General features: G+C 57.4%; 16 protein-coding genes and 1 pseudogene. 1 reads left to right on the forward strand and 16 read right to left on the reverse strand.

Translation table 11 applies throughout. From position 1 onward, the window contains the following. Window positions 1-182 precede the first annotated feature (182 nt). From ACP7B0_RS09540 to ACP7B0_RS09550, 3 genes and pseudogenes are all read right to left on the reverse strand, one after another. Entirely contained in the window at window positions 183-1007 is an 825-nt protein-coding gene (locus ACP7B0_RS09540) for an SDR family oxidoreductase (protein WP_426141019.1), read from the reverse strand. 16 nt (window positions 1008-1023) lie between these two features. Next, a complete protein-coding gene (locus tag ACP7B0_RS09545) occupies window positions 1024-1488 on the reverse strand; it encodes a multidrug transporter (protein ID WP_426141021.1) in 465 nt (154 codons plus the stop codon). A 314-nt stretch (window positions 1489-1802) separates the two neighbouring features. Then, a pseudogene (locus tag ACP7B0_RS09550) lies at window positions 1803-2478 on the reverse strand (sugar phosphate nucleotidyltransferase); the annotation flags it as partial. Window positions 2479-2740: 262 nt separating this feature from the next. Between ACP7B0_RS09550 and ACP7B0_RS09555 the strand changes: the two are divergent. Beyond that, window positions 2741-3325 carry a hypothetical protein gene (locus ACP7B0_RS09555; RefSeq protein ID WP_426141022.1) on the forward strand — a complete coding sequence of 195 codons (585 nt, stop codon included), beginning with the start codon at window positions 2741-2743 and terminating at the stop codon, window positions 3323-3325. Between the two features lie 31 nt (window positions 3326-3356). On the opposite strand, the gene ACP7B0_RS09560 is transcribed toward ACP7B0_RS09555, so the two are convergent. The 13 genes from ACP7B0_RS09560 to ACP7B0_RS09620 all read right to left on the reverse strand — a co-directional run bounded on the left by ACP7B0_RS09560 (window position 3357) and on the right by ACP7B0_RS09620 (window position 21242). Beyond that, on the reverse strand, window positions 3357-4268 hold the full coding sequence (locus ACP7B0_RS09560) for a hypothetical protein (RefSeq protein ID WP_426141023.1): 912 nt from the start codon (window positions 4266-4268) through the stop codon (window positions 3357-3359). A 383-nt stretch (window positions 4269-4651) separates the two neighbouring features. Further along, window positions 4652-6103 (reverse strand): mannose-1-phosphate guanylyltransferase/mannose-6-phosphate isomerase, encoded by a 1452-nt coding sequence (locus ACP7B0_RS09565; protein ID WP_426141025.1) that lies wholly within the window; start codon window positions 6101-6103, stop codon window positions 4652-4654. A gap of 133 nt (window positions 6104-6236) precedes the next feature. Then, window positions 6237-6902 (reverse strand): alginate O-acetyltransferase AlgF, encoded by a 666-nt coding sequence (locus tag ACP7B0_RS09570; protein WP_426141026.1) that lies wholly within the window; start codon window positions 6900-6902, stop codon window positions 6237-6239. Window positions 6903-6957: 55 nt separating this feature from the next. Then, entirely contained in the window at window positions 6958-8133 is a 1176-nt protein-coding gene (locus ACP7B0_RS09575) for an alginate O-acetyltransferase (RefSeq protein WP_426141028.1), read from the reverse strand. A gap of 10 nt (window positions 8134-8143) precedes the next feature. Then, entirely contained in the window at window positions 8144-9721 is a 1578-nt protein-coding gene (locus ACP7B0_RS09580) for an MBOAT family O-acyltransferase (RefSeq protein ID WP_426141029.1), read from the reverse strand. Between the two features lie 196 nt (window positions 9722-9917). Further along, a complete protein-coding gene (locus ACP7B0_RS09585) occupies window positions 9918-11042 on the reverse strand; it encodes a mannuronate-specific alginate lyase (RefSeq protein WP_426141031.1) in 1125 nt (374 codons plus the stop codon). Window positions 11043-11050: 8 nt separating this feature from the next. Then, a complete protein-coding gene (locus tag ACP7B0_RS09590) occupies window positions 11051-12490 on the reverse strand; it encodes an alginate O-acetyltransferase AlgX-related protein (RefSeq protein WP_426141033.1) in 1440 nt (479 codons plus the stop codon). Between the two features lie 13 nt (window positions 12491-12503). Then, window positions 12504-14114, reverse strand: coding sequence for a mannuronan 5-epimerase AlgG (algG, locus tag ACP7B0_RS09595; protein ID WP_426141035.1), 1611 nt, complete (start codon window positions 14112-14114; stop codon window positions 12504-12506). A gap of 26 nt (window positions 14115-14140) precedes the next feature. After that, window positions 14141-15640, reverse strand: a complete 1500-nt coding sequence (locus ACP7B0_RS09600) for an alginate export family protein (protein ID WP_426141036.1) — start codon at window positions 15638-15640, stop codon at window positions 14141-14143. Beyond that, on the reverse strand, window positions 15637-17046 hold the full coding sequence (gene algK, locus ACP7B0_RS09605; protein ID WP_426141037.1) for an alginate biosynthesis TPR repeat lipoprotein AlgK: 1410 nt from the start codon (window positions 17044-17046) through the stop codon (window positions 15637-15639). The genes ACP7B0_RS09600 and algK overlap by 4 nt, the downstream gene beginning before the upstream one ends. A gap of 1 nt (window position 17047) precedes the next feature. Next, entirely contained in the window at window positions 17048-18220 is a 1173-nt protein-coding gene (locus ACP7B0_RS09610) for a PilZ domain-containing protein (protein WP_426141038.1), read from the reverse strand. Window positions 18221-18261: 41 nt separating this feature from the next. Next, window positions 18262-19743 (reverse strand): mannuronan synthase, encoded by a 1482-nt coding sequence (alg8, locus tag ACP7B0_RS09615; protein WP_426141039.1) that lies wholly within the window; start codon window positions 19741-19743, stop codon window positions 18262-18264. A gap of 182 nt (window positions 19744-19925) precedes the next feature. Then, on the reverse strand, window positions 19926-21242 hold the full coding sequence (locus ACP7B0_RS09620; protein ID WP_426141040.1) for a nucleotide sugar dehydrogenase: 1317 nt from the start codon (window positions 21240-21242) through the stop codon (window positions 19926-19928). Window positions 21243-21939 lie beyond the last annotated feature (697 nt).

Below are 21939 nucleotides of genomic sequence, written 5' to 3' on the forward strand. Positions count from 1 at the left end.
TTCCGTGAGAAATACTAATGCTGAAGGCGCGGATCCACCACTGTCACTTCTTACAGTCGCCGACCAGTGGTGGTTTGCGGATGCCGGACCTGGTAAGGATGTGAGCTGGCGCGACCTGCGAGGTAGATGAATGGGCTATATCGCTGGGAAGTGTGTAGGCGAAATAGGTCCAACAAATAGCTCTACACCTTCCGATCCAACCCGAACCGTTGCTTGAGTTTGTTATCCAGAAATCCCTTGGGCAGCAGCCAGGCCATCAGCGGCATGGCGCGTGAGCCTTTGCCCAGGCGCAGCAGGCGAGGTGGGATGGGTTGCTGCACGGCGCGGAGCAGGTCCCGGGCGAAGTCGATGGCCGGGGTGGGGTTGCCTTGGGACGCCTTGGCTCTGGCGCGAATGGCGTCCCGAAAAGGCCACCACGGCGATTGCTCGCTGATCAGTTGCTCGGCTTCGTGGCTGGCGTTTTTCGCGAAGCTCGACGCAATGGCGCCCGGCTGGACCTCCATGACCTGAATCTCGAACGGTGCCAGCTCCAGACGCAGGGCTTCGCTCAAGGCGTGCACAGCGGCTTTGGAGGCGCAGTAGGCGCCCGCGAATGGCGTGACCAATACGCCGGAAACACTGCCGATATTCACCACCAGACCCTTGTTGCGACGCAGGGCCGCAAACAAGGCCCGCGTTACGCCCACCACTGAGAAGACGTTGGTCTCGAACTGGCGCTGCATGGCCTCGACGCCACCATCGAGCAAAGGGCCCATGGCGCCATAACCGGCATTGTTGATCAGTACATCCAGTGCGACTTGCTGCTGCTCAAAGTCAGCCGTCAGGCGTGCGAGGGCCGCGGGGTCGTTGACGTCCAGTTGCACGGCGGTGAAGCCGGCCGCGCTCAGGGCCGCGACATCTTCGTCTTTGCGCGCCGTGGCCCAGACGTGATACCCGGCCGTTTTGAAAGCATCGGCCAGCGCGCGGCCAATACCGCTGGAACAGCCTGTAATGAGGACATTAGGCATGATGTTTTCCTTGTGATCAGTCCGCGAAACTGCCTTGTAGATGTTCAGCCCTGAACTCCAGCGTCTGCGGGCGATAACCGGCGCGCAGGGGCGGCAATGGGAGGCAATCCTGCCATTGACTGTCGGGCAGCAACTCGCCGGGGCCACGATAGCGAGGCGAGGTGTAATTGTCTTCTGCGAGGTTGATGTTGTCGCCGGGTGCGTAAGCTGCGATTCGCCAGCGCAGCTCGATCAGCGGGATTTTGTTGCCGTTGTTGATCAATAACAGCAGCGGTTTTCCTGCCGGACATTGTTCTGGCGCGTAATTGAGGCGCACTTCCAGACGTTCCAGCCTGTGCGTATCACGGCTGTCCTCCCAGATCACCCACGCCGCCACCAGCCCCAGGCCCAACGCTGCGGCCAAGGAAACCGGCAATGCTTTGGCAGGGTAGCGCAATAGCAGAATGAGCCATGTCAGGATGAGCACTGCGCCGATCAGCATGGGAACGCCTCGTAAAAATGATTAAGGGCATCGTACAGAAAGCGGGGAGGGGAGTGCTAATTCCGGAACGGTTGGACAGTCGGCAGTGGTTCTGGAGCTGCGCTATAGCTCGGTAACAGTGCTCCAATGAACGGACCGCCAAAAATGGGTGAGTTGAGCGTTTTTGATCTGTCCGAAAATTACGCAATAAAAAACCCCCAACAACCCTCTGCGGATGGGAATACGCAGAAAGTTGTCGGGGGCGACTGCTCTTTAAAACGTGAGGTGTGTAACGACGCCTCGATTAACGCGCGAGGGTCTGGGTTTTGGTGCCCGTCGCAGGTAACCTGGGCCGTGCCTGATACCACGATCCAGTGCTCGGCACGGTGATGTTGCATTTGCAGCGAGAGGCTGGCGCCTGGCTTGACCGAGATACGCTTGACCTGGAAGCGGCCGCCCATGTCGACCGAATCGTAGGAACCCCACGGACGATAGACTTCAAGGTGGTTCTGGGTTTCGCTGCGGCCTTGCTCATTGAGCGTGTTGACCATCTGTTTGACGCCCTGAACCTTGTCCTTGTGGACAATCATCATCGCGTCCTTGGTTTCCACGACCACGATGTTGTCCAGGCCGATCACCGACACCAGCTTGCCGTTGCCGTGGATCATGCAGTTGCGGCTGTCTTGCAGGATGACGTCGCCTTTGGTGACGTTGCCGTTGCTGTCTTTGTCATGCACTTCCCACAGCGAAGCCCAGCAGCCCACGTCATTCCAGCCAGCGACCAACGGTACGACACAGGCGCGTTGGGTTTTTTTCCATCACGGCGTAGTCAATGGAGTTGTCCGGGCAGCAGGCGAAGGTGGCAGCGTCGATGTCGATGGTGTTGTCTTCACGCTTGCTGCGTTCCAGGGTCAGCATGCAGGTGTCGTAGATGTCCGGATCGTGCTTTTTCAGCTCTTCCAGATAACGGCTGGCGCGGAACAGGAACATGGCGCTGTTCCAGAAATAACCAACTGTGAACCTTTGCAGCGCAAAAGGTGATCGCTTCAGGCTTTGCGATGACATTGATGCATAAGGTAACGCGATAGGTCTGATGCTCGATCAGGTTATCAGCTATCTGGATAACTACTGGACACTTATAGAAAGCGATCCAGTGGGGCGTTGTAGCCTATTTCATACAGGCTGATGGGACTTATCAGTCGAACTCTTCAGGTCAGCTAATTCATGGATCTGCCGTTACGCCTCTTATGTATATTTGGCATGAGAGGCCACCATGAATCTGGATTTTATCGTCGACCAAAATCATTCGTACCGACGTGCAATCGAAATCGCTTATGAGAAAGCCAAAAGGAATGGGGGAGTTGATGAAGTAACTGCGCGGGAGTGCGAATTTGTGCTCAGTCAGCCGGAGCCCGATTATGTTTATCACGAGAGAGAATTTGATAACGCGCTGTATGAGGGCGGCTGTGTATGCTACGAGGCGATACTCAGTCCGCGGGACTCTTACGAACACGCAAAATTAAATGCCCGCAGGCGCGCAGCAGAGTGCGTCGCCAATCAAATGGATACAATTTGGCAAGACGTCAAAAAGACGACTGTCGGCGTTGAGCCTGAATTGTTAAACGAACTAAGCTTCTCAGTTGATGAAAAAAACACCATCAGGCCGATAAGCATTTCGCGCCCACTTGATGCAAAAACCGAAAAACTGCTTTTTGAATTGCTGAATGATAATTCAGAATTCAAGAAAGCGGCAGGTGAGTATGTCTGGATGTTGGCGGGGTTAGTGGAACGTACGATAGAGGGTTTGTCAGCCCCATACGCTCGTCATTTCGTTGGCTCTTGTTTGCAAGAAGGCTAGCCGCTTGGAAAATGCCGTTAGCCTTCAACTATTAACCGATGATTTTCATTGAGCAAATTTGGGTGATAGGCACGGGACTGATGCCCGTAGATGGGTTGCCTCGGACAGAAACGTGCCAGTGGCCGGTATTATAAGTGGCTTGCCATTTTGTGGTGAAGTCATATACCCCGGTAAAACGGGTAGTCACATGGCGCCCGCTGCAGGCTGGAAAGCTCACGTATTCCACGATTCCTCCCGTGACGGTGACGCGCCGCGATCTAACCTCGTTGGAAGGATTTTGGTCATCGGGATTTATGACAAAATCAACAGTAGCCCCTTCTAGAAGCTGACCCGTTGAGTCTCTGATATTGGTCGCCCACATAATTCTGTCTCTGAATGTCGATGTCGAGAAATAGCTTCCGGTCTTCGGACCTTCAGTTTTGATTCTAATATTGTGGGCGTACGGGGCTGAGCCGACATCAATTTGGAAGTATTTATCTGATTGAAAGGGCACTCCGGCAGGATGAGAAATTCTGATCTGAACCTTCTGACCGGCGGTCAGTGAGGGCGTGATGAGTGGTTCGAACGTAGGTGCAGGTTGCCAATTTCCTGTGATGTTATATTCGATTTTCCAATAAGATCCTTCAGCCCCTCGCAGGACGTCGTTGATCATTGTCTTCTGTCCCCGCAACGCGGTAAAGCTATAGTATTTAACATCGCCTGCGTTCTCCAATTTATCAAAGACACGATTGATTTTGTCAGGCAGGTCGGTGATTTGAACGTCAGTGACTTCAGTGAGCGCGCCGGTGAAGTCTTGATTAGTATTGATTCCAGTTGTGTTAGCTTGCTGGCTGTCGCCTGGATCACAGGCCGGTGTCGCTAAAGCTGTTGAACCATATAATCCACTTAGTGCTAGAAAAAGTGATGTAGCAAGCATTGTTTTTTTAAAAGTGATGTTGTTCATTGTAAATCCTTTTTTATATGTTCTTGATCCATGATGTTAAGTGCTCGACGATACGCCAAGCACCCTTTCTTGGTGTGCGCTGGGTTTGCTTAGCTAATGAAATGACGTAATCATTGATTGAATAAGTGGTCAATTCCGAAGATGTAAGCAGAAGTAAGCACGGCGCATCCTCTGCCAGGGTGTGTAAGACGAGCAGGTGGCCAGGCCGCACCGCCAGATTGAATGCCTTTTGAGCGGCGTCAAAAGTTTTTAGCTTGAGACGTTTCAATTCATCGAATTACAGGCAATAAAAAACCCCCAACAACCCTCTGCGGATGGGAATACGCAGAAAGTTGTCGGGGGCGACTGCTCTTTAAAACGTGAGGCGTGTAACGACGCCTCGATTAACGCGCGAGGGTCTGGGTTTTGATGCCCGCTTCCAGGTTGTTGGAGCGACCGTAGACGTCTTCGAAACGCTCGATGTCGTCTTCACCCAGGTAGCTGCCCGATTGCACTTCGATGATTTCCAACGGGATCTTGCCCGGGTTTTTCAGGCGATGGACCGAAGCGATCGGGATGTAAGTGGATTGGTTTTCGGTGAGCAGGAACACGTTCTCGTCACAGGTAACCTGGGCCGTGCCTGATACCACGATCCAGTGCTCGGCACGGTGATGGTGCATTTGCAGCGAGAGGCTGGCGCCTGGCTTGACCGAGATGCGCTTGACCTGGAAGCGGCCGCCCATGTCGACCGAATCGTAGGAACCCCACGGACGATAGACTTCAAGGTGGTTCTGGGTTTCGCTGCGGCCTTGCTCATTGAGCGTGTTGACCATCTGCTTGACGCCCTGAACCTTGTCCTTGTGGACAATCATCATCGCGTCCTTGGTTTCCACGACCACGATGTTGTCCAGGCCGATCACCGACACCAGCTTGCCGTTGCCGTGGATCATGCAGTTGCGGCTGTCTTGCAGGATGACGTCGCCTTTGGTGACGTTGCCGTTGCTGTCTTTGTCATGCACTTCCCACAGGGAGGCCCAGCAGCCCACGTCATTCCAGCCAGCGACCAACGGTACGACACAGGCGCGTTGGGTTTTTTCCATCACGGCGTAGTCGATGGAGTTGTCCGGGCAGCAGGCGAAGGTGGCTGCGTCGATGTCGATGGTGTTGTCTTCACGCTTGCTGCGTTCCAGGGTCAGCATGCAGGTGTCGTAGATGTCCGGATCGTGCTTTTTCAGCTCTTCCAGATAACGGCTGGCGCGGAACAGGAACATGCCGCTGTTCCAGAAATAACCGCCGGCTTCGACGAATTCCTTGGCGCGTTTTTCGTCCGGTTTTTCGACGAAGTTCGACACGCGGCTCACGCCCTCGGGCAACAGCGCGTCAGCGGTGGACTTGATGTAGCCGTAACCGGTTTCCGGTTTGGTGGCCGGGACGCCGAACAGCACCATCTCGCCGCGCTCTGCGGCGACAGTGGCCAGGGCCAGGGCGCGTTGCAGGGCTTTCTGGTCGTCGATCACGTGATCGGCCGGCAGGATCAGCATCAGCTCATCGTTGCCTTCGGCCAGCAGTGTCATGGCAGTAATGGCCACCGCTGGTGCAGTGTTGCGGCCAAACGGTTCCATGATCACGGTCTGGGTTTCCAGCTTCAGCGCTGCCAGTTGTTCGTTCACGATGAAACGGTGGTCTTTATTGCAGACCACGATAGGTTGTTGCATGCCGTCGAACACCAGGCGCTCGAGGGTTTGCTGGAACAGCGTATGTTCACCGGTCAGAGCCAGGAACTGCTTGGGGAACTGTTTACGCGAAAGCGGCCAGAGTCGTGAACCGCTACCGCCTGACAAGATCACTGGAATCATTTTGTATCTCCAATAGCATTCGAAATAGGGCTGAACGTCGTTCTGTCTGTCGTTTCTGTCTTGTTCTTGTTCCGCGTCGGCCGGTCCGCTCGTGCCTTCTTTGGAAAGGCTCGGACCGGCTGACTCAATTCGATTAGCGAGTGGCTACAGGCGGCTTGACCCAGACTGGCGACAGGCTGCTGCCACTGCCGGTGATGTACAGCACGGCGGCTTCGCCACGCTCAAGGGACACGGGCTTCAGGTCGCTGATTTTCTTGTCGCCGTCGAAGAGCGCCAGGCTGACCTTCACCGGGTTGATTTCACGCTCGCCGGTGCCTTTGGCGGCCACGGCCTTGATCACATCAGTCTTGCCGTCAGCGGTTTTCAGCGTCAGCGTCTTGTCGCTGAGGTTCTGCACGCGCACCAGGGACTTCTGCTTGTTTTTGAACGGAGGCTCTTCAACCAGTTGCGGCTTGCCGCTGGCGTTGTTGACCAGGGTGTAGTAGTGATCGCTGGCCAGTTTCACCGGAACCGTCTGGCTGCCGAGCTTGGCGGTGTAGTCGCCCTGTGGCATGAAGCTGAAGGTGGTGCTGCCCAGCGGCGCGACTTCGTTCATGTTGGTGTTGCCAACGCTGGCGCTGATTTCTGCGCTGCTGGCGTTATACACACGCACGAAGGTCGAGCCTTTCGGTGCGGTAGGGCCGTAAAGCGCGGAGTCGCCAGCGAAAGCCTGCAGGGACATCAAGCCGAGGCCGGCTGCCAGTGCGCAGTTTTTGAGAAAACGGTTCTTGGTAGTGGTGTTGATCGTTGCAGTGGTCATAGTGTTCTCAGCCAAAGTGTGTGGAGTGGTCTGTAAGGTCATGTGAGTAGTCCTCTCAGTTTTGCGCCCGGTTGGGCGACTCGGTAGGTTTGGCGTTTTGAGCCAGATTTTGTTGATCGTCACGGGCTTTCTTGAGTTCAGCGATCCACTTGGGATCGAACTCACCCAGGTCGTTATGAGCCGGCAGATAGCGTTCCGGGAATTCCCAGATCAGCACTTGAGGCGGGCTGTTTTTGAACGCGTCGGTTTGCAGGTACTTGAGCATGGGCAGAATCGGACCGTGCCCGTCTTCCGCGTAATTCACGACATCGCTGTGCAACGCCTGTTTAAGTGCACCCACGAAGTTCCAGTTGGGGTTGGCGCTGTAACTTGTGCCCACCAGACCCACGGCAACATCGCTGTCGGCAAACAGTGCGTCATCACCCGAAGCCTGAGCTTCGACCAGATCTGTGCTGCGTTGTTGCAACTGATCCGGCTGTGGCAGCAAATTACTGAACAGTGGATCCAGCGGCAGGAAGGTGGTCAGGTCGCCTTTATAGGCCGCCGTTTCCTTGGCCTGGGTGACGAACTGTTCAGGCTCGCCGCTCAACGGTGTTTTTTGCGCAATGGCAGCACTCAGTTGCTGCGCGGCCACTTCGGCGCCCATGGGCGTCCAGTGGGTGTCAGTGCGCAGGAACACCTGGCCGTTCTGCTTGGCACCCTGCAACGGCCCCAGCAGATCCGGCGCGAAAATACCGGCCTGAGCCGCTTGCGCATGGAACTGCTGATACAGATCGGTGTGCAAAGTGGACGGCTTGGTATCGCCGATGTGCTCAGGGTACAGACGCGTCTTGGCCGGAATGATCGCCAGTACCAGTTCGGTGCCCTGGGCCTTCAGTGCGTCACGCACGCCCTGGATGATGGCCAGGTTGTCCGCTTCGTTCTGTTCGCCATTGGCGACCGCGTCGAACTCTTCGTCGGTGTACAGCCATTGGTCCTTGCCCAGCACAACGCCGGGCCGACCTTCGTTGAACAGCTTGTAATCCAGCGCCGCCCAGAGGTTGGTGCCCAGGCGCTTGATCGGGAACTCTTCGTCGTAGTGAGTCTCCGCCGCCTTGGCCCAACGACCGTTGAGGACTGTTGTTTCCGAAGTGGTCGAGAAGCTGCCGAAGCTGCGCAGCGACCAGATCCCCAGTGCCAACAGGATCCCCATGAACAGGGCGATATAGAGGATTCGTAATGAACGGGTCATGTCAGGCTCCTCAGAACTGGAAGTAAAGGAACGGCGAGAAGCTTTGCGCCGAAAGTTTGAGAATCGATGCAACGAACAGCAGCAGGATTACCGCGCGCATGGCGTAGCGAGGCCAATCGGCGACCCAGTAAGCGGGCTGCACCTGGGCTTCAACGCCCACGGTGTAGCCGGGCAAGTGAATGCTGCCCGGGTTGTCACCGGGAACGGCTTTGATGGTGCCGGGTACGGCATTGGCCGGGCCTTCAGCCTGAACGCCGAGATCTGGCGTGGCTTTGGTGGCAGCCTTGTCGGCAGGACGATTGTTGTAGAAATCGCGCAGGCCGAAGAACGCCAGGGTCGCGTAAGCCACGACCATCGTTGCCACTTGCAGGCCGGTCAGGCTGGCGCGGTTGAGTTCCGACAGTTGCCATTCACCGAAGCTGAACATCGCGCCGTACATACGACCGGCAACGTGCAGGTTTTCCGCACGGAAGATCACCCAGCCCATCACCACCAGCAAGAACGTCAGCGCCCAGCGGATCGGGTTGAAACTGTGCGGGTTGGTGTTCAGGCCCAACGCTTTTTCAATCGCCAGCCACATGCCGTGCCAGGCGCCCCATACGACGTAGGTGATGTTCGCGCCGTGCCACAGACCGCCCAGCAACATGGTCAGAAACAGGTTGCGATAGGTGGTCAGCGTGCCTTTACGGTTGCCGCCCAACGTGATGTACAGGTAGTCACGCAGCCAGGTGGAAAGGCTGATGTGCCAGCGACGCCAGAACTCGGTGATCGACTGGCTGATGTACGGCTGTTTGAAGTTTTCCATGAAGCGGAAACCCATCATCAAGCCCAGGCCGATGGCCATGTCGCTGTAACCGGAGAAGTCGAAATACAACTGCGCGGTGTAGGCCAGTGCGCCCAGCCAGGCATCGCCCGTGGTCGGGTTTTGCAAGGCAAAGCAATGGTCGGCGACCACCGCCAGGGTGTCGGCAATGAACACCTTCTTGATGAAACCCTGCATGAACCGCGTGCAGCCCTCGGAGAACTTGTCCAGGGTGTGCGTGCGGTTGTTGAACTGATCCGCCAGGTCGCGAAAACGCAACACCGGACCGGCAATCAGGTGCGGGAAAATCGCCACGAACGCTGCAAAGTCGATGAGGTTGCGCGTGGCCGGGGTATCACCGCGATACACGTCGATGATGTAGCTGATGGACTCGAAGATGTAGAACGAGATCCCGATCGGCAACAGCACGTGGGTCAGGATGAACGGTTCAAGACCGACCGACAGCATCATCGCGTTGATGCTGTCCACACCGAAGTTGGCGTACTTGAAGTAGCCCAGGATGCACAGGTCAACCCCGACGCCGAGCAACAGCCAGCGTTGGGCCGGTTTGGTGCGCACACCGGCGGCGCCCACCTTGAGGCCGATCCAGTAGTTCCACAACGTGACGGCGGCAAACAGTGCCAGGAAGTCCACACGCCACCAGGCGTAGAAGACATAGCTGGCAACCAGCAGCAGCAGGTTGCGGTAGCGTTGTCCGCTCAAGTAGTACAAGCCGAGGAAAATCGGCAAGAACAAGAACAGGAACACGTTGGATGAAAAAACCATCCTTATCTCTCCGTTGATCCAACAGTCAAAGGCCGAAGCCCCCCCAAACCCCCCGTGAAAAACCGGGGGTCAATGCAGTACCTGTAGGAGCCAACTTGTTGGCGAAGCGCCAGATCGGACAACCTGAATCTGACGCTAAAGTGCGGTGTCGAGACGCCGCCTCGCGAACAAGTTCGCTCCTACGGGTGATCCTTACTCAGGAACCTTTGTCGCCCTTTTCATGACTCGGGTCGTAGACCTTGGTCAGGTCACCCCCGAGGCGGAAGGTCTTGAACGGCTGCATCTCGTGTTTGTGTTCAAGCACTTCAGGCTTACAGGTGTAGAGCGAGCAGTACGGTTCAAGCCAGGCAAACTTGCTGTCGATCTTCAGATCGGTCATGTCCTGCTTGTCGCCATTGCGTTCCTTGAACGTGTCGGGATCCTTGACTCCGCTCAACACGCGCTCGCCCAGTCGCTGCAAGGCACCGTTGTTTTCCGGACGAAGATCCACACCGTTCACCTGAGCGAAACTGGCAATCATGGCCAGTGGCGGCAGGGCGTAGTTGTGATACGACAAGGCACGCTGCTTGCGCTTGAGTTCGTTAGGCAGGAAGCCGTCTTTGTCGACCTGATTGGCGCCGACTTTGAATTCCTTGACCGCCCAGTCGAACAGGTCCTTGCGGTCAGTTGCGACCGCTGTGGCCATGACTGACCAGGCTGCCCAGTACGAATGGTTGTTGATTTTTTCCAGCGGCAGGTTGTCCCAGTCGCTGACGACTTGATCCGCCAGTTTGCTGAACCAGGCTTCGATGATCTGCGCCTGCTGCTGATGCGCGGCCAACGGGTGGGAATCGGAGAATTTCAAACGCAGATAAGCGGAGGACATGCTGCCCAGCGCCCACTTGCGCATCGACTTGCCCGTGTGGTTGAAGTCCTTGGACTCCAGCGCATCGGCCTTGGCCCATGTGGTGAGCATGTTCAGCGCGCAGTCGAGCTGTTCCGGGCGGCCGTCGCGCATGTACTGCATCACGACTTTGCTGATGCCGCGCTCCAGCGTCGTGATGGACTTGGTCGCATCACGGAAGGCTTGTTCCGATTCCTCGTTGAGGGTCGAACGCGCCTTGTCGGAACCTTCGTATTTGCTGCGAAACACCAGCTTGTCGGTATACGGCTGCGGGATCGGGGCACAGGCGAAGTTGCCTTCGCCGGTCTTGAGTTTTTCAATGGGGGCGTAATACCCCTGCGGCGGCACAAGTGTCGTGGCGGCGCTGGCGGTACCGGCGCCAACAGCCATCATGGCCAGCGAAAGCAGGGTAGGGAGCATCAGTTTCGGAGTGTGCATAAGTAGCCTCATAACCCGGCTTGCGCGGTGTTCTGCGCAGCTCTCGGGAACACGTTGCGTTTGCAAACCTTCGCTTCGATTTTCTGAGGTGCAGCGCCCGCTTCAGGGCCCTGTACTTCAAGCGCGAGCAATTGCTGGTCTGACCAGTCCTTGTCTTCGCGCAGTTCGAAGGAGAAGCGTCCGTCGGTATCGGATGTTTCCGGTTTTTCGATTTTCAGATCTTCGTGGCGGCCATTCATGTACCAGAGTCGGGCCTGAAGGACTTTCACCGAAGTGTCGGCATAACGAATATCGATCTGGTTGCTGCCGTTGCGGATGTCCTTGATTCCGTTCTTACCGTTGACCAGTACTTCATTGGTGCCCGGCTTGAGGGTAGTGCTGGCGCTCATGACGGCCGGCTTGCCTTCGCAGCCGTTGTCCAGCAGTGACATCATCTGGCGATAGATGGTCTCCTGGTCCAGGCGATAGAGCGGTGAGAATTCCCAGATCAGAATCTTCGGCGGACGCTTCTGGAAGTCTTCACTGCCCAGGTACTGCAGCATGGAACCTTCCAGGCCACCGCCCGGGAAGGCGACGTTCAGCACGTCCGCGCCCATGTATTCCTGCAGGAAGCCGGCAAAGTTGTAGTTCTTGCCGCTGTGGCTGGTGCCGACCAGGGTGATTTCCGGGTTGCCGGAATCGCCAAACAAGTCACCGTCGGCGGCTTCGCCCTTGGGCTCAGTGGTGAACTGGTCCATGTACTGAATGGCGTAAGTGTTACCGCACAGCTGTGCAGCCATGTTGTGCAGGGTGCCGGTCTTGCCCATGCGGCCAGAGACGTGACTTTCGAATTCGCGCTTGGGAATGCTCGCGTAACCCGGGATTTTCTTCACGGTTTCGGCAACGATTTTCGCCGTGCGCTGCGCGCCGTATGGCGTCCAGTGTTGGTCACCGCGGAAGTAGAAATCATGGGCCTGTTGCTCGTTGGTCAACGGCGACAGGTCCGGCACCCAGTAGCCCATCTTGTCGAAGCGGCCGAGCATGGCTTTGTAGTTCTTCAGCGCCTTGTCGTAGTCGAACTTGTCGCGTTCGGCCGGGAACAGTTTGTTGCGGTCCACCAGCCCGCGCGTCGGCTGGTATACGACAACCAGTTCAACGCCCTTGCTCTTGAAGGCGTCGTGCAGTTCTTTCATGCGACGGTAGCCTTCCGGCGTGGTGTCGAATTCGGTGCGCAGGTCTTCCTGGGTCCGGAACAGCCAGTCGCCCTGGGCTTGCACCAGTGTGGTGAAGTTCTGCTGATAGCGGGTCACGTAGTTCTTGGCGTCGTGAGCTTCAGGACACAGGTTGCAGCAAGGATCGGCGGTGAACGTCGGCGCCTGAGTGTCGTCGGCGCGAGCGCCGCCGCTGATAGCAATCAGGGCTGCGGTCAAGCCGGACAGGCTGAGTAACTTGATCAAATGTGCGTGCATAAAAGTACTTTCCTCAGTCCTGAAGTTCTGTCTGGCGTTCGACCGGGTCGATCAGCACGGCTTTTTTCTGGCGCACCAGCAGGTCGAGAATCTCGTCCTGCCGATCGCCCAGCACGCCGTTGAAGCTGATGCCGCCGCTCTTGGTCGGGGCCAGCATCGCTACGTCATACAGCTCGATACTCAAGGGCGAATCGATGGACAGCGGGCCAGAGTGATTGCCGGTCAGTTCTCCACCCACGACGATCAACGAGACTTTGGCATCGAAAGGGTCGAGGGCGATGTCGCGGTCGGTGTCGCTCAGATCCTTGATGTGGCCGTAGACGCCCATCAGGCCGTTGCCCATGGCAACGTTTTCGTACAGCTTGATGTTCACGCTGTTACGCACACGGATGCCGTGACGGCGATTGGCAATGACACGGTTGCCCCACAGCAGGTTGTCGCCGCTTTCATACAACGTGATGCCGTCGGTGTGGTTCTGATAAACCTCGTTGTAAGCGACCAGGTTGTTGCTGCTGTTACGGTCCAGCACCACGCCGGACAGTTTGTTGTCGTGGCTCTTGTTACGGAAAATGAAGCTGTCGTTCACTTCACGGGAGATGATGATCCCGTGCTTTTTCTTGGTTCCGTAGACATCGTTTTCAGCAATGATCAGGTTGTGCGAACGGTCGTGGGGGTCAATGCCATAGACGATGTTGTCGCGATAGGTATTGCCCTTGACCACGAAGTCACGGGTTTCATAGCAGTAGAAGCCGTACCACAGGTCCGCGAACTCCGAGCCGATGATCCAGCCGGTGGGTTCCGGTCTTTTCATGACCTTGGCCATGTTGGGCGTGTATTGGGAAATACTCACGCCGTAGGACTTGCTCTTGGAGTAACCCAGGCTCGACATCTTGCTGTTGACGACGTAAGTCTGCGAACCACCCCACGACAGCAGGAACGGACGGAACTCCGTGGGTGAGCGGAACATGGCCAGGCCATTGTCGGCCTCACGCCAGCCATTCAACTGGGCATTGGACATGAACAGCTTGCCTTCGATGACCAGAAACGAGCCGCCTTCCTGTGACAGGCGCAGTTCATCCCCGGCAATTTCCAGCACGGCATGCTCAGTGACCAGAATCGGCACTCGCGCCAGGAACACGCCCGGCGAGACTTCTTTCAGGTACTGCTTGGGTACTTTTTTGGCAAGGTCTTTAAGGTTGGTGTAACCGTCTTCGACGACGATCGCCTGAGGGATGCCGTGTTGACGGGCCACCCATTCGGCCATCTTGTTATCGCCACCGATGAATTCCTTCAGACCGTTTTCCTGCATCATCCGGCCAACGCGAACCTTGGCCGCTTTGCCGCGCACGATTTTTTTCGCGGCGGCTTCGGCGGTGTAGCCGCTCAGGTCCGGCAGCGTGGGTTTGGCCATCATCAGTGGCTCAATTGGCGGGCTGCTGATGATGTAGGTCTTGGCCTGTTGCAGCTCTTTGACGACCCCGGCTTTGGCCGGAGCGGTTGGGGCTGTCGCGCTGGTCGCCAGTGCGGCTGTACTGCCCAGCAACAATGCGCTACTCAGCACGGCGCCTTCCAGCAAGGCCTGTGGCCAGGACCGGGTTCGCAAGCTGCTTGCTTGACTGTTCATGACTCGCACTCCTTTCGCGGTTCGCATCAGAAGCGCCAGATAACGTCGACAATGGCGCGGTGCATGTATTCATCCACGCCGTTGTGGTAAGCGTCGCCCGGCTTGAAGACGCCAGCGCGCAGACGCACCAGTGCCGATGGCTCGTCCATGGACTGACTCAACGCCGCTGGCAACAGGCCCTGTTTGAAGTACTTGGTGACCACCAGGTCCATCTCCTGACCCAGATCCTTGCGACCGTCTTCCAGAGGAAGCGAATCGAAGGTATTGGTCGATACGCCGTTCTCGTCGTAAATCTCGCTGTTAGGGTTCACGCCAGCGCCACCGATGCGCGCATTGCCGTCTACACGGCGGAACTTGTGGTAGATCAGCGACGCGTCGTAGTCATCACGCAATTGCCAGGACGCGAACAACGAAGCGCTTTCCACGTTGGCCATTTCGCCCTGGAAGGCTTCGCCGAAGCGGTGCACGCGTGAACGGGTGCCGGTCCAGTTGGAGCGGTTGCTTTCCAGACCGTTCTGTTCGTAGTTTTTGCTGGCGCGCGAGTACGCCGCGCCCACTTGCCATTGCGGGTCCAGACGGAAACGCAGGCCAAGATCGGTCGCCCAGCCATTGACGTTGCTGCTGGTTTTGTCGCCTGCCAGGTACTGATCGGTCGCCGTGTTGTAGGTGGTGCCGATCTGGTCACGATCACCGGTCAGCCAGGTCAGGCTGCCCCAGTAGTTGATCGGGTTGGTGTTGCGATAATTGTAGGCATCGCTGTTGGCTTGCAGACCCAGCCAGGTCAGGTCGCCAGTGGAGACCTTGTCCAGATCGCCCACGACTTCGTTTTTGTCTTTGAGACTGCCGTCGTCGTGGCTGTAATGGGCGCGCAGACCGGCCCAGTGACCGGGGGCCCACTGGTAGTTCACGTCACCGAACAGGTGCTGGCGATCCTTGTCTTTAGGGTCCAGCTCGGTCAGGTCGGTGCGGTATTCGCTGAAGCGCTGGGCAACGCCGACATCGGCACGCAGCAGCGTGGTGTCGAACACCCAGTTCACCGCTTCGATGTTCACGTCATGCCATTGGCCGTCGTCGTTGCGCAAGCGCTGACGACCCACCTTGAGCATTTCGCCGGGGTAGGGCGTGAAACCGCTGTAGCCGATCCAGAACTCGCGCAGGGCCAGGTAGCTTTTGTCCACTTCACGTTCGCTGGCGGTGCCGCGAGCCGTCTGCGTGCCCGTGCCATCGCCGGTGGCTGTTTCCAGCGGGTCAGTCTGGATGGTGTCAGTGGCCGTCACGATCTGGCCCATGGCATAACCGCTCCAGTTGCCACGCTCGCCGTAGACCCAAGGACGTATGTCCAGACCGATGCCGTTGACATCGCCGCCGGAGCGGGTGCCCAGGTCGCGGTCGTCTTCGGCCTGGCCGGTGATCTTCACTTCCAGACCAAAGTTCTGGTCTTCAGTCAGTGCCGCCAGCGTCGGCGTGGCCCACAGCAGTGTAAAGCCCAGGCCCATGCCTGCAGCCATCAGGGAATTCAGTTTCATAGCGGTGCTTCCTCGCCGTCTTCTTTTTGCAGGGCTTGCAAGGCCAGCGCGTTCTGGCTGCTGGCACCCCGGACTTTTTGCTCTTGCTCCAGCAACCGTTGGGCTGTGGCGAGTTTTTCAGGCGGCAGTGCGGCGCTCAGTTGCTGCGCGAGTTCGGTGGCTTGCGGTGTGCCTTGTTTCAGCGCCAGTTGGCTGAAGACCCAGGCATTGACCGGGTTGGGCATCGTGCCCTTGCCTTGGGAGTAGAGCTGGGCAATGGCGAAGTCGGCGCTGTTCTGACCGCCGCGTGCGGCGTACAGCAGTTCGTCCACAGCCTTCTGCGGGTAGACCTGGCCGAGGTAGCCACGACGATAGATCTGCCCCAGGTAGTAATGCGCGGCGATTTCGGTACCGGCCGCTTTCTTGAGATGCTCCTCGGCCTTTTTCGCATCGGGCGGCACCCATTTGCCTTCGTAGTACAGCTTGCCCAGCAACAGTTCGGCACGGGGTTGATCCGCCGCACGACCGTTGTCCAGGTATTCCATCATCTTGTCGACGTCGCCCAGTTCGGGGAAGTCGTACAGCAGTTTGGCCAGAGTGACCCAGGAAATCGGGTAGCCCGGTGCAACTTGCTCGAGCAATTTCTGGGCGGTTGCCGGATCCGGTGTACCGATCTCTGCATCGCCCAGCACGCGCGCAACGCTGTCTACGCGCTCGGCGCCGACCGTGCCAACCGAGTAGGCGCTTTGCAGTTGCTGGATCAATGCCGCCTGTTGTTCAGTCTGGCCGCGTTTCTGGTACACGGTGGCCAGCTCGACGTAGCAAATGTCAGTGGTGTTCAACGCGGTTTTGCAGATGGTTTCGACTTCATCCAGATGCTGGTCGTAAGTGCCCTGGATGCGATACAGCATCACTTGGGCCAGACCGGCTTCCGGGTAGCCGGCAGCGCGCCATTCACTGATTTTCTGCTGTGCGTTCACGTTGGGGAACGTGTGCGGGTATTGCAGATACAGCATGGCCAGCGGCGTCAGGGAAGTCGTTTCGCCATTGGCGAATGCCTTCTTGAGCAACTGCTCGGCTTCCAGGTGTTCGGCTTCCGTGGCGTTGGGTTTGGCAGCCAGCAGGCGACCCAGGCGCGATTGCGCCCGAGGCGAGGTTTCTGCGGCGGCGCGGTACGTGGCCTCGGCCTGCTTGAGTTGCTCCGGGTCGCGAGTGCCGACCTGGATATCGGCCAGGCCGACCTGTGCATCGCTGTAGCCCAGGTCCGCCAGTTGCCGATAGTTCTGCTCTGCCAGTGCCGTGTCGCCGTTTTTCAGGGCTTCATTGGCCAGGCGTTGGTCGGGCAGACCGGCACAGCCGGTCAGCGCGAAAGCAATCGCCAGGCTCAATAGCGTGGGGGTCGACAAGGTTCGTAGTGGGCTACGCATGTTAGAGACCCGCGGCCATGGCTTTGTCGATCAACCAGTTCATCGAAGGACCACGATCACTGGTGACTTCTACAGGACGACCGGCCAGCGAACTGTCCAGCGCTTCATCAGGCTTGATCTGCACACGGATGTCGGTGGACAGGTCGGCATCGCTCAGGTTGGTGCTGCTGACGATCTGGCCGCCACGAATCTTGTCTTCGCCTGCTACCTGGAAGTTCACGTGGGTGCCGGGTTTGACATCATTGAACTGGCGATAGGTGAAGCGCGCTTCGACATTGGCGGCGGTGTTACGCGGCACCAACTGGAAGATCACCTGACCTTTGGACGCGAACTGACCATCAGCCACCAGCTGCTTGGCAACCACGCAATCGCATGGGCTGGTCAGCGTGCCGGACATTTGCTTGCCGTACAGTTCTTCGATTTTGGCCGGTTGCAGGTCATCACCGTTCAGGCTGCCCTTGAGCATTTCCAGCATGCTGGTGCTGAACGAAGCGAGCGGGGCGCCTTTGGCGACCGGGCCGTTGATTGCCGCCAGACTCTGCACGGTGCCTTCGCGGGGCATGGTGACATCCATCGCTGGCAGCATGACCATGCCGGCCGAGGCGTGGCTGACGAAGTACAGGCCGTAAACGGTCTTGAGGATGTAGCCGAACGCAGCCAGACCCACAATGAAAATGCCGAGGCTGAAGGTCACTGCGCGCAGACGTGCGAACGCACCCATGCCGCTGCCTTCGCCCTTGTTTTTACGCGCTTTGGTGAAGTTGTCGCGTTGCAGCGTGGCGAGCACTTCGCCCATGCTCACGATCTCGCCGCTCAAGTGCGACGTAATCAAGTGGCGCAGGGTGGCAATGTCTTGCTGATCCAGATTCTGGAACTGGCAGCCCACGCGACCGGTTGCGGCATCGATGGAGCGAACCTGCATTTCCACGTCCATGGCCAGGCCAAGGTTGTCGATCAGGAACTGCAAGCGACCCTTGATGACTTCGCCGATGGTTGCTTTGTAGTGACCGGTGGCGATGAAGCTCAAGCCCCCGGCAGAGAGGTTTTCGATACGCACCAGAGGGGCGTCCGGTGCACCGGTAAGCAGGCGCATTTTTGCAGGGATCTTGACCCGGGCGTGTTGGCGCTGGGCTTCGGATTCATGTACGACGTTCGCATTCACGGCTGTATTCATGGCTAATTTTTCCTACTTAAACGATTAATCCGTTGGTCTGGTCAAACCATCGTCAACAGCACTGCGACGAAGATGGTGCCAGCCGAGAAAGTCATGGTCCGGGACGACCATGTGTTGAACCAGCCCTGGAAACTGGCCATGTCACGGCTGAGTTTGGTGTCCTGCCGGGTCCAGGACTGTCGGTCCAGGCGGAAGAAGACGTAGATCTTCATCAGGGCGCCAACGATCTGGTTGTAATAAAGAATGACTGGATAGGCAGGCCCGATCGTGTGCCCCGACAGGGACAGCAACAGCGTGAGAATCAAGCGGGTGATGCCGATCCAGAGCAGGTACATCAGCAGGAACGTCATGCCGTACTTGAAGCTGGCGATGAGCGCGACGGTCAGGCCCAGGATCGACGTCCACATGGACACGCGCTGGTCAAACAGCACAATGCTGGTGAACAGACCCAGGCGACGCATCCCCAGGCCGAGGGCGCGGGAGTTCTGCCGCAGGTTGTTGCCGTACCAGCGGTACATCAGTTTGCGACTGGCCTTGATGAAGCTCTTTTCCGGCGGGTGTTCCACGGTATTGATCGCGGCATCCGGCACGTAAAACGTGTCGTAACCCAGACGCATCAGGCTGAACCAGCTGGACTTGTCATCACCGGTGAGGAACTTGAACCGGCCCAGGCGCCAGTGATCGAGCGAGTCGCTCTCCACGTCGGCGATGAACGCCGGGTCGGTCACCACGGAGGCACGAAACACCGACATGCGACCGGTCATGGTCAGTACGCGCTTGGACAGGGCCATCGAGCACATGTTGATGTGACGCTGGGCGAAGCGCAGCTTGTGCCATTCGCTCATGATGTAGCCGCCGCGTACTTCACAAAACTCGTTGGTGGTCAGGCCGCCGACATTGTCGAACAACTGGAACCAGGGCACGGTTTTGCGCACGACGCCTTCGCTGAGCACGGTGTCGCCATCGACCACGGCAACCACGGCCCGATCATCCGGCAAGTGCCGGGAAATGGCGCGGAAGCCAAACGCCAGACCGTCACGCTTGCCGGTACCGGCAATGCGCACGAAGTCCAGCTTCACGCGCTCGGGTGGGTTCATCTTGGCCCAGAGGCTCTTGACCAGCAGCTCATCGGACATTTCCACCAGCGAGCACACGATGGTGGTCGGGAAACCGCACTCAATGGCTTCGCGAATCACCGAGCTGTACACCTGGGCCGTCGTCAGCGCATCGATACGAAAGCTGGTGACCATCAGGAACACATGGGACGGGTCTGCGGATTTGCCGAGCTTGCGAACCTTGCGGCGCAAGTGCGGATAAACCACGTACAGAAACAACATGCCGCGAAAGAAGTGCGTGGCACCCATCGAGTAGCGCCAGATGCCAACAGCGCCAATCAGGAAAATAAAGTTCTTGGACTCGGCGTCGAAGATACTTGTAGGCAACGCCAGAGCGAGGCCCATCAATAAACTCAGGTAGAACAGCCAACCAGCGGCCTGTAGGAGGCCGGTCTTTAGCCTGTGCATAATGTGTATCCCAAAGTCAGTTGCAAGCCTCAAGCCCCAGGCATCAAGCGTGGGGCTGGAAAGAGAACCGTTGGAGCGAGCAGCGATTGCGACTAGCCCGCGAATAAACCTTTCGCGGTGTGCCAGCCCGCCCGCGTCGTTTCCTTCGCGGGCAAGCCACGCCCCTACAGCTTGCGGCTGATTTACCAGCAGATACCTTCAATGCGGTCTGCTTCGCTGGTGGCGCTGGTCATGAAGCCGACCAGGTCGATCACGTGCTTGCCAGCCGGCGCTTTGTTAGCCAGGGCGCGGAAGCGCTCGTCTCGGTTGCCCAGGATGATCACGTCAGCACCGCCGACCACGGAGTCGAAGTCCGAGTTGAGCAGGGAAGAGACGTGGGGGATTTTCGACTCGATGTATTCCTTGTTGGCGCCGTGGACACGGGCGTACTCAACGTTGGCGTCGTAGATGCTCAGCTCGAAGCCTTTACCGATCAGCATTTCTGCCAGCTCTACCAGCGGGCTTTCGCGCAGATCGTCGGTGCCGGCTTTGAAGCTCAGGCCCAACAGCGCCACTTTGCGAGTGTCGTGGCTGGAGATGATGTCGAACGCGTTCTGCACCTGGGAAACGTTGCTGCGCATCAGGGAGTTGAGCAGGGGGGCTTCAACGTCCAGGCTGCCAGCACGGTAGGTCAGGGCGCGAACGTCTTTTGGCAGGCAAGAGCCGCCGAAAGCGAAGCCTGGACGCATGTAGTACTGGGACAGGTTCAGGGTCTTGTCCTGGCAAACCACGTCCATCACTTCACGACCATCGACGCCGACTGCCTTGGCGATGTTGCCGATTTCGTTGGCGAAGGTGACTTTGGTGGCGTGCCACACGTTGCAGGTGTACTTGATCATCTCGGCCACTGCGATGTCCTTGCGGATGATCGGAGCGTCAAGTTCTTCGTACAGGGACTGCAGGACATCGCCGGAAGCTTTGTCGAACTCGCCAATCACCGTCATCGGTGGCAGGTCGTAGTCCTTGATCGCGGTGCTTTCACGCAGGAACTCAGGGTTCACTGCAACGCCGAAATCGACACCGGCTTTCTTGCCGGAGCAGTCTTCCAGGATTGGAATCACCACGTTGGCAACGGTGCCTGGCAATACAGTACTGCGCACCACGATGGTGTGGCGGGAAGTCTTGTCGCGCAGGACAAAGCCGATTTCGCGGCAAACCGATTCGATGTAATCAAGTTCCAGGTCGCCGTTCTTTTTGCTTGGCGTGCCGACACAGATCATCGACAGATCGGTGGCCCGAATCGCTTCGGAGAAGTCCGTGGTACCGCGAAGTTTACCGGTACGAATACCCTGTGCCAGAAGCTCTTCCAGGCCAGGTTCAACGATCGGTGACTTGCCGTTATTAATGAGGTCGATCTTGGCGGAAGAGATATCCACACCGACAACATCATGACCGCGTGCAGAAAGGCAACCAGCACATACTGCACCGACATAACCCAAACCAAAGATGCTGATACGCATCGTATTCTCCTTGATGTTGACGCCATAAAGTTGGCTGGATATTGAAATTTGACCAGCAGTTATCGCGCGCTCGAAAAGACGTGACTTATAAAGGTCACATATCGAACGCAGGCATAGTTGAAAAAGGTGAGTGCCTAATAGTTAAGGCAAGCTCAAGTACCGCTGAGTATTCGTGGCAAGTAACCTATCAATAGACGCTACAGGTTCTCGCTCTGGGACGTGTCAAGCCACTCTGTGCGATGCCCCCAGTGGTCTCTAGGCCAGAAGGTGCGGGCCAGGGCCCTCGCCGTCCATCCTGAGTCTCGCTGTGTGCACCCGTTTAGTGCCTTGGCCGATAACCAAACGTTAGTAAGTAGTGCGTGAATCTCCTGACACCTGTCGCCTTGACCCTCGGGTCATACAGCCTGGCTGGTAACTTCCAGTTCCTCCCGGTGCCTTGTAAGTGATCTCTCACACGGCAGTCGAGAATTGTTACGGGATGTAGGAGCGTCCAGTTTCGGGATAAGTTCCTGGCCGCTCGTCCTCTTTTTGAGAATGGCCCGTATAAAAGGGGAAAAAACGATAGTTGCAAAGTGATGGCATTTCTCGTTTCGGCCTTGTTTTAAAGGGGGTTTGGCGCGTGACTATAAAATTGCCACTATTAAAAAAAAGCAAAAGGCCAGCTTGTAAAAAGCTTGTTAAATTTTTGAGAAATGAA

It is taken from the genome of Pseudomonas sp. DWP3-1-2, from assembly GCF_049896285.1.
Lineage (GTDB): Bacteria > Pseudomonadota > Gammaproteobacteria > Pseudomonadales > Pseudomonadaceae > Aquipseudomonas.